Consider the following 12,920-nt stretch of genomic DNA (forward strand, 5'->3'; position numbering starts at 1 on the left):
GTGTTTTCCTCTTCAGATAACGGCGACCGGACGCACGTCGGCGGCCAGCAAACGCTTGATTTCCGGGACACAGGAGCCGCATTGCGTGCCGCATCCCAATGTATTTTTCAAACCCTGCAGATCCAGACCTTCACGGATACCGGCGCAGACCGCGCTGTGGCTGACGTTCTTGCAGTTGCACAGGGTCTTGTCAGCCACAACCTGCGCGCCGGCATTGCCCGGCGGCGCAATCATCGGTGCCAGCAGCCAGCGGCGCAGTTGTTCGTCGGCGCGGCCTTCGAGCCACAGACCTTGCAACCAGTGCTGGGCGAGGGTTTCACCGGCAAGGCGGATCGCGGTGATTCGCCCGTTTTCGATGCGTACCCGTTTGCCAATGGCGCGGCGAGGATCGTCATAAGCCAGTACCGGCCCCTCGATCAGAGCCAGGCACCGGTCGATTTCACGCAGCAATTGCGGTTCTGGCGCCACGACGCTGGCTGCGCGTATCAGCAGCGCAGGCCGTTCACGTCCGACAAGGCTGAGACTTGCGTAGGAAAACGCCTCGCAGAGCGGTCGAAGCGCCTCGAAATGCCGTTGAACATCGCCCTCGATCAGTGCGAACAGTTGCCATGGCAAGTCCACCGTTTCCAGCCGCACACCGCTGTGCTTGAGTTCCGGTTGTTTCGACAAAGGATCGAAGGCGGGTAGGGTCAGGCTGTTCACGCCGCCCTTGAGGAAACGATCGCCCCAGTGCATCGGCAGGAACGCCTGGCCCGGACGCACGCTGTCATCGCTGGCGACCGCCACGATCACTGAGCCCCGACGACTTTTCAGATTCACCAGATCCCCAGGCTGCAAGCGGTGACGGCGCAATTCGTCCGGATGCAGACTCAACACTGCTTCGCTGACATGACCGAATAACTGCGCCGCCGTGCCGGTGCGGCTCATACCGTGCCATTGATCACGCAGGCGGCCAGTGATCAGGGTCAGTGGAAAGCGCGCGTCGCGTTGTTCTTTGGCGGCGCGATAGGGATCGGCAACGAACTGTGCGCGCCCGTTCGGCGTAGGAAAGATACCGTCGCCATACAGCCGGGCTGTACCTTGGCGGGCGCCAGCGGGGAAGGGCCATTGCTGTGGCCCCAGCTCATCAATCAACCGATGGCTGATCCCGGACAAATCCAGATCGCGGCCACGGGTCAGTTGTTTGTACTCGTCAAACAGCTGCGCCGGTTGTTCGAACGCAAACAGCCCCGGCTGCTGCGGGCGCAGACGCTTCTCCAGGCGTTGTGCGAAATCTACGGCGATCGCCCAGTCCGGTCGTGCTTCACCCGGTGCGGCAATGGCCTGGCGGACGTGGGAAATCCGTCGCTCGGAGTTGGTCACCGAACCTTCCTTCTCGCCCCAACTGGCCGCCGGCAGCAGCAGATCGGCAAACGCTGCGGTTTCGGTGGTGCGAAACGCCTCCTGCAACACCACGAACGGACAGGCTTCCAGCGCGGCGCGGACGGCGTTCTGGTCCGGCATCGATTGTGCGGGGTTGGTGCAGGCAATCCACAACGCCTTGATCTTGCCGTTGCGCACTTGTTCAAACAGTTCGATGGCGCTGAGACCGGTATTTTCCGGCAGCTTATCCACACCCCAATACGCCGCGACTTCTGCGCGGTGCTCTGGATTGGCGACTTCACGATGGCCTGGCAACAGGTTGGAAAGGCTGCCGGTTTCGCGCCCGCCCATTGCATTCGGCTGACCGGTCAGGGAGAAAGGTCCTGCACCCGGCCGGCCGATTTGCCCAGTGGCCAGGTGCAGATTGATCAGCGCGCTGTTTTTCGCGCTGCCAGCGGTGGACTGGTTCAGACCCATGCACCACAGCGACAGAAAACTCGGCGCGGTGCCGATCCATTCCGCGCATTGCTGCAACTGCTCGACACTGATCCCGCACAGTTGCGACACCATCGCCGGGGTGTAATCGCGTACCAGACTTTTCAGCTCGGCGAGGCCTTCGGTGTGGGCTTTGATGAAGTCGCGGTCGATCCAGTCTTCCCACAACAGCAGATGCAAAATCCCATGGAACAACGCAACATCGGTGCCCGGCAGAATCGCCAGGTGCAGGTCCGCCAGATCGCAAGTGTCGGTGCGCCGTGGATCAATGACGACGACTTTCATCTGCGGGCGGTGGGATTTGGCTTCTTCGAGGCGGCGAAAAAGTACCGGGTGGGCGTAGGCCATGTTACTGCCGACGATCACCACGCAATCGCTCAACTCCAGGTCTTCATAGCTGCACGGCGGTGCGTCGGCGCCGAGGCTGCGCTTGTAGCCGACCACCGCCGAAGACATGCACAGCCGCGAATTGCTGTCGATGTTGTTGGTGCCGACCAGCGCCCGCGCCAGTTTGTTGAAGGCGTAGTAATCCTCGGTCAGCAACTGCCCGGAGATATAGAACGCCACGCTGTCCGGGCCGTGTTCGGCGATGGTTTCGGCGAAGACCTGGGTGGCGTGATCCAGTGCGGTATCCCAGTCGCAACGGCTGCGCGCCAAGCCTTTGCCCAGGCGCAGTTCCGGGTACAACGCCCGTGCCGCCAAGTCGCCGGTCAGGTGCAGGGTCGAGCCTTTGCTGCACAGTTTGCCGAAGTTGGCCGGATGCGCCGGATCGCCGCTGACGCCGAGGATGCGCTCGCCGTCATGCTCGATCAGCACGCCGCAGCCGACCCCGCAATAACAGCAGGTCGAGGCGGTCGTCTGGCGGTTCATCAGACGGCGTCCCGCACGGCCAGTTGCACGCGGCCGTTTTCCACTCGGGCCGGGTGATGGTGCGCGCAGCCGACGTCCGGGGCCTGGGCTTCGCCGGATTGCAGGTCGATCTGCCAGTTGTGCAGCGGGCAGGCGACACGTTTGCCGTAGATCAGTCCTTGGGACAACGGGCCGCCCTTGTGCGGACAGCGGTCATCGAGTGCGAAAACTTCGTCGTCGCTTGTACGAAAGATCGCAATGTCACCTTTGGGCCCGGCGATGATCCGCGAACCGAGGGCGTTGATCTCTTCCAGGGCACAGATATCGAGCCAGTTCATGCCGGCACCTCCAGGTTTTTCACAGGGATCACGTCGAATTCTTTCTTCAGTTGCGGCTGGGCGAGGCGCTCTTTCCACGGATCCTGTTCGAACGACAGGGAGAATTGCAGGCGTTCGTTCAGGGCCTTGCGGCGTTCGGGATTTTCCAGCACGGCCTTCTTGATGTGCTCCATGCCGACCCGTTGCAGGTAGTGCACGGTGCGTTCGAGGTAGAAGGCTTCTTCGCGGTACAGCTGCAGGAACGCGCCGTTGTATTCGCGCACTTCCTCGGCGGTCTTGAGCTTGACGAAGAACTCGGCGACTTCGGTCTTGATCCCGCCGTTGCCGCCGATGTACATCTCCCAGCCGGAATCGACGCCGATGATGCCTACGTCCTTGATCCCCGCTTCCGAACAGTTGCGTGGGCATCCGGAGACCGCCAGCTTCACTTTGTGCGGCGACCACATGTTGAACAGGTCATGTTCGAGGTCGATGCCCAACTGGGTCGAATTCTGCGTGCCGAAGCGGCAGAACTCGCTGCCGACGCAGGTTTTCACAGTGCGGATCGATTTGCCGTAGGCGTGGCCGGACGGCATGTCGAGGTCTTTCCATACACCGGGCAGGTCCTGTTTCTTGATTCCCAAAAGGTCGATGCGCTGGCCGCCGGTGACCTTGACCATTGGCACCTGGTATTTGTCCGCCACGTCGGCGATTCGCCGCAGTTCCGACGGGTTGGTCACGCCGCCCCACATCCGCGGCACCACCGAGTAGGTGCCGTCCTTCTGGATGTTGGCGTGGGCCCGCTCGTTGATCAGGCGCGACTGCGGATCGTCCTTGGCTTCGCCGGGCCAGGTGGAAATCAGGTAATAGTTGAGGGCCGGACGGCAGGTGGCGCAGCCGTTCGGGGTGCGCCAGTTGAGGTAGTTCATGGTGCCGGCGATGGTCAGCAGATGTTGTTCGCGAATGGCCTGGCGAATCTGGCCATGATTGAGATCGCTGCAACCGCAGATGGCTTTTTCGCTTTTCGGTTTGACGTCCGCCGCACCGCCGACGGTGTTGATCAGGATCTGCTCGACCAGCCCGGCGCAGGAGCCGCAGGAGCTGGCAGCCTTGGTGTGTTTCTTCACCTCGTCGACGCTGAACAGGCCGTGTTCCTGAATCGCCTTGACGATGGTGCCCTTGCACACGCCGTTGCAGCCGCAGACTTCAGCGTTGTCGGTCATGCTCATGGCTTTGTCCTGGCCCTGATGTCCTACGTCACCGAGGGCGTTTTCACCAAACATCAAGTGATCGCGGATCTCGCCGATGGCGTGATTCTCACGAATCTGCCGGAAATACCAACCGCCATCTGCCGTATCGCCGTACAGACAGGCGCCGACCAGCACGTCATCCTTGATCACCAGTTTTTTGTACACCCCGCCGATCGGGTCGGAGAGGGTGATGGTCTCGGTGCCTTCGCCGCCCATGAAGTCGCCAGCGGAAAACAGGTCGATGCCGGTGACTTTCAATTTGGTCGACGTCACCGAGCCCTGATAACGGGCGAAGCCCAGTTGGGCCAGGTGGTTGGCGCAGACCTTGGCCTGTTCGAACAGCGGCGCCACCAGGCCGTAGGCGATGCCACGGTGGTTGGCGCACTCACCGATGGCATAGATGCGCGGGTCGTAGGTTTGCAGGGTGTCGTTGACCAGAATCCCGCGATTGCACGGGATGCCGGCCTTTTCCGCGAGTTCGGTGTTGGGGCGAATGCCGGCGGCCATGACCACCAGATCGGCGGGGATGATGTCGCCGTTCTTGAATTGCACCGAGCCGACCCGACCATTGCCGGCGTCGTGCAGGGCCTGGGTCTGTTCGCACAGGCGAAAGTGCAGGCCACGGGATTCGAGGGCGGTTTGCAGGAGTTGGCCGCTGGTCTTGTCCAGTTGCCGCTCCAGCAGCCATTCACCGAGGTGCACCACGGTGACGTGCATGCCGCGCAGCATCAGGCCGTTGGCCGCTTCGAGGCCGAGCAGGCCGCCGCCGATCACCACGGCGTGCTTGTGGGTCTTGGCAGTGTCGATCATCGCCTGGGTGTCGGCGATGTCGCGGTAACCGATCACGCCCTGCAGGGTGTTGCCGGGGATCGGCAGGATGAACGGGGTCGAGCCGGTGGCGATCAGCAGGCGATCGTATTCGGCCTCGGTGCCGTCTTCGGCGATCACTCGGCGTTTGACCCGGTCGATCTCCACCACTTTGCGGTTGAGCAGCAGTTTGATGCCGTTTTCCAGGTACCAGTCGAGGTCGTTGAGCACGATCTCTTCGAAGGTCTGCTCGCCGGCCAATACCGGCGACAGCAGGATGCGGTTGTAGTTGGTGTGCGGTTCGGCGCCGAAGACCGTGATGTCGTACAGCTCGTTGCTCAGCTTGAGCAGTTCTTCCAGGGTGCGGACCCCGGCCATGCCATTACCGATCATCACCAGTTTGAGTTTTTTCATCAGGTTCTCCGGGAGCATCGGGCTTGCCTCTTGTGGGCAGTCAGGCCTTGCTCGACAAAAATGGCGCAAACAAAAAAGGCGTCCCGCCAGTTACCTAGCGAGGACGCCTTTGTCCTTGTCCCGTTCTCTCGGGAAGCCTGGCCTTCGTCGTTGAAGGTCGGGCTTTATGTCAGTTGCAAACGTTAATGCAGTGGTTGTGCCAAGTCGCGCAGAGTCGCGAATTCGTTGGGGTAGGGCTGGAATTGGCCAGATATTCAGTGTGGTTTTTGCACTGAATGGAAGCGGCACGCCCGTTAATGGAGCGCCGCGTCAGCCATGAAGCAGCAGGAACAGCAGCACAAGATTGCCCAGCAGTGACAGTAACGCCAGTGTCCGCCAGACCTTCAGCGGCTCACGCTCCAGCAAAGGGCGAGGGCGTACATTCAGGCTGCGGCGTTCACCTTGCTCCAGAATCAGCAGCCATTCCTCGGCGGTTTCATAGCGTTGCAAAGGATCGGCCGCCACACCGCGTTCCAGACACTGCGCCAGCCATTCCGGCAGATCCGGGCGATAGCGACCGGCACTCACCGGCACCCCGAAACGCGGGCGCTGGAAGGCTTCGACTTCGCCGTAGGGAAAATGCCCGGTAAGCAAGAAATACAAGGTCACGCCCACCGCATACAGATCCTGTTGTGCGCCGGGTGCTGCGCTTTGAAAGGCTTCCGGTGCGATGTAGCTCGGGGTTCCGGGCAAGGTCGACGGTGCGTCCTGCGACAGACCGGGGCAATACGCCAGACCGAAATCCAGCAGGCGCAACTCGCCGTCGTCCCCCAGGTGCAGGTTTTCCGGTTTGATGTCGCGGTGCAGGATCTGCCGTCGATGCAACAGGCCGACGGCCCGCAGCAGGCGTTCGGCCAGATCCTGCCAATGGGCCAGTGGCAGCGGGCCGCTTTGTTCGAACAACTGCGCCAGGGTGGTTCCCGAATATTCACGCATCACGTAGTACAAATGCTGACGCTGACCGGCGCTATGGACTTCAGGGAAATGCCGCCCGGCGACGCGTTTGAGAAACCATTCCTCCGCCAGCAAGGCCTGACCGGCCTGAGCATCGTCTGCCAGTTGTGCAGGCAAGGTCTTCAACAGCCACGCCTGACCCTGACCATCGAGCACGCGATACAGCAGCGATTGCTGGCTCTGACTTATAACCTCTTGAACCCGCCAGCCTTCAAAGGCCTGAGCCGGTTTCAGCGGTGGGGGCAGGGGCCATTGCTGCAAATGAATCAACGCATCGCCAAGGCTGGCCTCGCCGACCGCATCCACCCGCACCAACAGCGCACTGGCATTGTCTTGGCTGCCAGCCAGATGCGCAGCGTTGACCAGCGTTTGCGCGGCACTGTGCAGGTCCGGTTGATCGCGCAGAATCCCGGCGATGGCGGTATCGCCAAGCGCGGCCCACACGCCGTCACTGAGCAGCACGAAACATTCGCCGTCACGCAGTTCGCCGTCGAGAAAGTCCAGCACCAGATGCTGATCCAGCCCCAGTGCGCGCTTGAGCACATGCTGCATGCCCGGTTGATCCCAGACGTGATCCTCGCTGATTCGCTGCAAGATTTCGGCGTGCCAGCGATAAACCCGGCAATCGCCGACGTGCGCCAGGGTAAAGCGCCGGCCGCGCATGACCAGCGCACTGACCGTGGTGAGCAGCGGCTGACCGCCACCATTGGCCTGCAACCAGCGGTTTTGTGCGAGCAGCAGACGATCGAGGGCCTGGGCCACGCTCCAGGTTTCCGGGGTGGCGTAGTAGTCCAGCGCCAGCGCCTGCAAGGTCGAACGCGCGGCCAGACCACCATCGGCGCACTGGCTGACGCCGTCGGCGATGGCGAACAGGAAACCCTTGCTGGCGGCCAGCGCCGGGGCCGGGGTCACCAGGCGCAAGGCGTCCTGGTTTTCCGCGCGGGGACCGGTGGCGCTGGCTTCGGCAAAGCTCAGTTGCAGAGCCATTCGGGCCTCAGACCCGGGCAGCGGTCACGGCCGCCGAACCCCAGGTGGTTCTCCAGCGACGTTTGACTCCATGCAGGCCGAACCACGCCAGCACGCCAAGGCTGGCGAACAACCACAGCGCCAGTTGATAGCTGCCGGTGCTCTGTTTGATCGCGCCCATGCCTGCCGCCAGGGCAAAGCCGCCGATGCCGCCGGCCATGCCGATCAGCCCGGTCATCACGCCGATTTCACGCCGAAAGCGCTGTGGCACCAGTTGGAACACCGCGCCATTACCCGCGCCGAGACCGAGCATGGTGCAGACGAACAGGGCCAGCGCCGCGTAGGAACTCGGCAGGTTGAAGCCGACCGCCGCGATGCAGACTACGGCCACTGTGTACATCGCCAGCAGGGTGCGAATTCCGCCGAACCGGTCCGCCAGCGCGCCACCCAGCGGTCGCATCAGGCTGCCGCCGAACACGCAGGCGGCGGTGTAGTAACCGGCGGTCACCGGGCTCAGGCCGTATTGATCGTTGAAGTAGCCGGGCAGAGCGCTGGCCAGGCCGATGAAGCCGCCGAAGGTGACGCTGTAGAAAAACATGAACCACCAGCTGTCGCGGTCGCCCAGGGCCTTGAAGTAGTCGGCCATGGATTTGGCTTTTGGCCGCTCCGGGGCGTTTTTTGCCAGCCAGGCGAACAGCACCAGGGTCAGGAGCAGCGGAATCAGGGCGAACCCGAACACATTGCTCCAGCCAAACGCCGCCGCCAGCACCGGGGCGATCAGCGCCGCGAACACGGTCCCGGAATTGCCGGCCCCGGCGATGCCCATCGCCTTGCCCTGATGCTCCGGCGGATACCACTGCGACGCCAGCGGCAGGGCCACGGCGAACGACGCGCCGGCCATGCCGAGGAACAGGCCGAGCAGCAGAGCCTGTTCGTAACTGTGGATGCCCAGTTTCCAGGCACCGAACAATGCGCAGATCACGATCACCTGGCCGATCAGCCCGGCAGTCTTGGGTGACAGGCGATCGGCAAGCATGCCCATCGCAAAGCGCAGCACCGCGCCGGCCAGAATCGGCGTGGCCACCACGAGGCCGCGCTGTTGAGTGGTCAGGTGCAGGTCGCCAGCAATCTGCACCGCCAGCGGGCCGAGCAGATACCAGACCATGAAGCTCAGGTCGAAATACAGGAAGGCCGCGAACAGGGTCGGGGTGTGGCCGGATTTCCAGAAGCTTTTATTCATCGCGCACCTCAGCTGTTAAGAATCTCGAAAAGGAGTCACAAGCCAGCAAGTGGAGCGCCGCCACGGCCGCACCACCGGCCCCGGGCTGTGGGGCCAAAACGCAAAAACGCCGCTACCCGGATCGCCGAAAGGGGCGAAGAAGGTGAGCGACGTCTTTGTCGTAGGTGGGGCAACCGCCGTTGGTTACCTGTAGGGATTACATAGCGAGATTTGTGCCAAGTCAAAATCAAAAGCCCCTCACCCTAACCCTCTCCCGGAGGGAGAGGGAACTGATCGGGGGATATTCGAGAGATACGCCGACGTGAGCGATCGGCTTTGAATCCATAATCGACTGGGTTTTTCAGGTCGATGTATGACGCAGGACACTGCGGTCGGTTCCCTCTCCCTCCGGGAGAGGGCTAGGGTGAGGGCGCTTTTGATTTTTCGCTGCAAAAGTAGCGCAGAATTTCAGCCAAGCAGCTCGCTCATGGCGATGATCTGCTCCGCCACCTGAATCAGTTTCTGCTGGCGGCTCATGGCCTGGCGGCGCATCAGGGTGTAGGCCTCTTCTTCGTTGCAGTCCTTCATTTTCATCAACAGGCCCTTGGCCAGTTCGATGCGTTTGCGCTCGGCCAGTTGCTGGTCGCGGGCCTGTAGCTGGGCGCGCAAGGCCTGGTCGCTCTCGAAGCGGGCCATGGCCACGTCGAGAATCGGCTGCAAGCGTTGTGCGTGAATGCCCTCGACGATGTAGGCACTGACCCCGGACTTGATCGCCTGACGCATCACGCCGGGATCATGCTCGTCGGTGAACATCACGATCGGCCGGGGCTGGTCGCGGCTGACCAGCACCACTTGCTCCATCACATCGCGGCTCGGTGACTCGGTATCGATCAGGATCACGTCCGGACGCACCGTTTCGACGCGCGCGGGCAGGTCGATGGTCAGGCCCGACTCGTCGATCACTTCGAAACCGGCCTCGGTCAACGCGGCTTTCAGGCGCCCGACTTTTTTCGCGGTGTCGTTGATCAGCAGAATGCGCAGCATGTTTGCGGTCTCCTGTCAGCGGCGGGCGAGAAGGGGGGCGCTGTCGCTCAGCGCGTGGAGCTTGAAGCTTCGGGCGTAGGCGGCCGGGTCGCTACCGTCCCAGATTTTGCCGTCGATCAACTGGCTGCTGCGCATGTCCTTGCCCCAGGCCGCAACGCCCACAGCAGTCGCTGCGTCGCGATAGATCTCCAGTTGCTGCACCTGACGGGCGACGGCGAGGTAGTCCGGGTCATCGCGCAGCAAGCCCCAACGGCGAAACTGGGTCATGAACCACATGCCGTCCGACAGGTACGGCAGGTTCACCGCGCCATCGCCGTGAAAGCGCAGGGCGTGCGGGTCTTGCCAGCGATTGCCGAGGCCATCGTCGTAGTCGCCGAGAAAGCGCGGTTCGATGCAGGAGACCGGGGCGTCGAGGTACTCGGCGGCGCTGAGAAGTTGCGCGGTGCTGCGGCGGTTTTCCGGGCTTTCTTCAATGAATCGGCTAGCTTCCAGGATCGCCATCACCAAGGCCCGCGCGGTGTTGGGGTATTGCTCGACGAAGGCGCGGGTGCAGCCGAGGACTTTTTCCGGGTGATCGGGCCAGATGGTCTGGCTGGTGGCCAGCGTGAAGCCGAGATTCTGCTGCACGGCGCTGGCCGCCCAGGGCTCGCCGACGCATAAACCATCGATGCGACCGGCCTGAAGGTGCGCGACCATTTGCGGCGGCGGCACCACCACGCTGTCGACATCCTGCAACGGATGAATGCCCTGGCTCGCCAGCCAGTAATACAGCCACATGGCATGGGTGCCGGTCGGGAAGGTCTGGGCGAAGGTCAGTTTTGCGCGGGTTTGGTGCACATGATGGTGCAGCGCTTCAGGACCGGTCACGCCCAGGCCCTGCAAACCGTGGGACAGGTTGAGGCTCTGGCCGTTCTGGTTCAGACCCATCAACACCGCCATGTCGGTTGACGCGACGCCGCCGATGCCCAGATGCACCGCGTAAATCAGGCCGTAAAGGCTGTGGGCGGCATCGAGTTCGCCGCTGACCAGATTGTCCCGCAGGTTGGCCCAGGAACTCTGGCGCTTGAGATTCAGGGTCAGGCCGTAAGGCTGGGCAAAGCCCTGAGTGGCGGCGACCACCAGCGAGGCGCAGTCGCTCAGGGCCATGAAGCCCAGGTTGATCGCGCTTTTTTCCGGGGCATCGCTGCCGTTGACCCAGGCCAGCGGCCCGGCGGAGGTTTGAGTCATGAAAGCCACCCTCAAAAAAAACGTCGTCCCAGGCTTTGCCCGCGCAAAACCGAGAGACGACGCCATTGTCCTTGCCTGCACGCCACCATTGGCCTGCCGGCTGATGCCGAGGAAGGTGCAAGGCATATGCCATGCGCACGGATTTACCCGTGCGCCTCGCGCGGCGGGGGGATGCCCGGCTATAATCGCCGCCTCTTTTCGCCGCCCGAGTCATAGCCGCCCATGTACACCCTGGCCCGTCAGCTGTTGTTCAAACTTTCCCCGGAAACCTCCCACGATCTGTCGCTGGATCTGATCGGCGCGGGCGGGCGTTTGGGCCTCAACGGCTTGCTGTGCAAGGCGCCGGCGTCGCTGCCGGTGAATGTCATGGGCCTGACGTTCCCGAACCCTGTGGGTCTGGCGGCCGGTCTGGACAAGAACGGCGCGGCCATCGACGGCTTCGCCCAGCTGGGTTTCGGGTTTGTCGAAATCGGCACCGTGACCCCGCGTCCGCAGCCGGGCAACCCGAAACCACGGATTTTCCGCCTGCCGGAAGCCGAGGCGATCATCAACCGCATGGGGTTCAACAACCTCGGTGTGGATAACCTGCTGGCGCGGGTGGCGGCGGCCAAATACAAAGGCGTGCTGGGGATCAACATCGGCAAGAACTTCGACACCCCGGTCGAGCGCGCAGTAGACGACTACCTGATCTGCCTGGACAAGGTCTACGCCCACGCCAGTTACGTCACGGTCAACGTCAGCTCGCCGAACACCCCGGGCCTGCGCAGCCTGCAATTCGGTGATTCGCTCAAGCAATTGCTGGCGGACCTGGCCACGCGTCGCGCCGAACTGGCCCTGCGCCACGGCAAGCATGTACCGCTGGCGATCAAGATCGCGCCGGACATGACCGACGAAGAAACCGCGCAAGTGGCCCAAGCACTGATCGAAACCGGGATGGACGCGGTGATCGCCACCAACACCACCCTCAGCCGCGTGGGCGTCGAAGGCATGGAACACGGGGACGAGGCGGGCGGTCTGTCCGGCGCGCCGGTTCGCGAGAAGAGCACCCATACCGTGAAAGTGCTGGCGTCCGAGCTGGGCGGCAAGCTGCCGATCATCGCGGCGGGCGGCATCACCGAAGGCAAGCATGCGGCCGAGAAGATCGCGGCTGGCGCGAGTCTGGTGCAGATCTACTCCGGCTTCATCTATAAGGGCCCGGCGCTGATCCGCGAGTCCGTGGATGCGATCGCCGCCAAGCGCTGATCCTTTGTGGGAGCGAGCCTGCTCGCGATGGCGTCCGTTCAGTCAACATTCTGTGTGACTGATGCACCGCCATCGTGAGCAAGCTCGCTGCCATAAATAATGCGGCGGGCATAAAAAAGGGCTCCTCGAAGGAGCCCCTGGGCCGTAGCCCGCCGTCCGGGAAGGACGTGCATGGTGATCAGATTGTTACGAAATCAGATTGTCGTGTCGGAATAAGTGCCCTGTGTCAGCCGACGGCGTGAAGTTCGTTGAGTCTGTGGATTCCCGCAGTGCCGGTCATACCGTCCCAGTTGTCGCCGCGTCCTTCTCGCCAGCCGTTGATCCAGGCTTGACGTACCGACGGTAGAGTAAATGGGCAAAGCTCACGGGATTTACCACCAACGCCATATTGATATCCGCGCAAAAATGCTCTTTCCAACGGATCACGCTTAAGTCTTCTCATAGGGTGTTTCCCTCACTTGTTGACTGTTTTTGTCGCGTCGACCCCAATTGAGGTCTGGCAGAAAAACTCTGCCGTTGGCGGCTCGCTGCCGGCGTGGCGAGCCAAGGTGTTGACGCCGTTGCGACGTCAACCTGTGTTCAGTTCTAACCAATGAGTCACATCGATGGAATGACCGTTTTGTCATAAGGACGTAACGAAAAAGATGCTATGGCCATAAGTAACCGCGTATTTATCCAGCGTCCATTGGCCAAACCCCGGTATGATCGGCCCCGCGCTGGATGATGAGGTTAATC

At 62.3% G+C, this 12,920-nt stretch carries 9 protein-coding genes; 1 reads left to right on the top strand and 8 read right to left on the bottom strand.

The annotated features are described in order from the left end of the window. Positions 1 to 12: 12 nt before the first annotated feature. From PDR5_RS09040 to PDR5_RS09070, 7 genes are all read right to left on the bottom strand, one after another. Positions 13 to 2,727 (bottom strand): nitrate reductase, encoded by a 2,715-nt coding sequence (locus PDR5_RS09040; protein WP_064594684.1) that lies wholly within the window; start codon positions 2,725 to 2,727, stop codon positions 13 to 15. Then, entirely contained in the window at positions 2,727 to 3,044 is a 318-nt protein-coding gene (nirD, locus tag PDR5_RS09045) for a nitrite reductase small subunit NirD (protein ID WP_064594686.1), read from the bottom strand. The genes PDR5_RS09040 and nirD overlap by 1 nt, the downstream gene beginning before the upstream one ends. After that, positions 3,041 to 5,494, bottom strand: coding sequence for a nitrite reductase large subunit NirB (gene nirB, locus PDR5_RS09050; protein ID WP_064600731.1), 2,454 nt, complete (start codon positions 5,492 to 5,494; stop codon positions 3,041 to 3,043). Before nirB ends, nirD begins: the two co-directional genes overlap by 4 nt. 309 nt (positions 5,495 to 5,803) lie before the next feature. After that, on the bottom strand, positions 5,804 to 7,474 hold the full coding sequence (locus PDR5_RS09055; protein ID WP_064594688.1) for a bifunctional protein-serine/threonine kinase/phosphatase: 1,671 nt from the start codon (positions 7,472 to 7,474) through the stop codon (positions 5,804 to 5,806). A 7-nt stretch (positions 7,475 to 7,481) separates the two neighbouring features. Continuing rightward, the gene (locus PDR5_RS09060; protein ID WP_064594690.1) at positions 7,482 to 8,693 is read right to left on the bottom strand and encodes a nitrate/nitrite transporter; all 1,212 of its coding nucleotides are present in this window, start codon (positions 8,691 to 8,693) and stop codon (positions 7,482 to 7,484) included. Positions 8,694 to 9,140: 447 nt separating this feature from the next. Then, entirely contained in the window at positions 9,141 to 9,716 is a 576-nt protein-coding gene (locus PDR5_RS09065; protein ID WP_007916390.1) for an ANTAR domain-containing response regulator, read from the bottom strand. A gap of 15 nt (positions 9,717 to 9,731) precedes the next feature. Then, positions 9,732 to 10,943 carry a CmpA/NrtA family ABC transporter substrate-binding protein gene (locus tag PDR5_RS09070; RefSeq protein ID WP_064594691.1) on the bottom strand — a complete coding sequence of 404 codons (1,212 nt, stop codon included), beginning with the start codon at positions 10,941 to 10,943 and terminating at the stop codon, positions 9,732 to 9,734. A 222-nt stretch (positions 10,944 to 11,165) separates the two neighbouring features. Here PDR5_RS09070 and PDR5_RS09075 point away from each other — a divergent pair, with 222 nt between their 5' ends. Beyond that, on the top strand, positions 11,166 to 12,185 hold the full coding sequence (locus PDR5_RS09075; RefSeq protein WP_039770005.1) for a quinone-dependent dihydroorotate dehydrogenase: 1,020 nt from the start codon (positions 11,166 to 11,168) through the stop codon (positions 12,183 to 12,185). Between the two features lie 226 nt (positions 12,186 to 12,411). Here PDR5_RS09075 and rmf read toward each other — a convergent pair whose 3' ends face one another. Next, on the bottom strand, positions 12,412 to 12,627 hold the full coding sequence (gene rmf / locus PDR5_RS29180) for a ribosome modulation factor (RefSeq protein ID WP_003223300.1): 216 nt from the start codon (positions 12,625 to 12,627) through the stop codon (positions 12,412 to 12,414). Between the last annotated feature and the right edge of the window lie 293 nt (positions 12,628 to 12,920).

This window comes from Pseudomonas sp. DR 5-09, assembly GCF_001655595.1.
GTDB classification, from domain to species: domain Bacteria; phylum Pseudomonadota; class Gammaproteobacteria; order Pseudomonadales; family Pseudomonadaceae; genus Aquipseudomonas; species Aquipseudomonas pharyngis.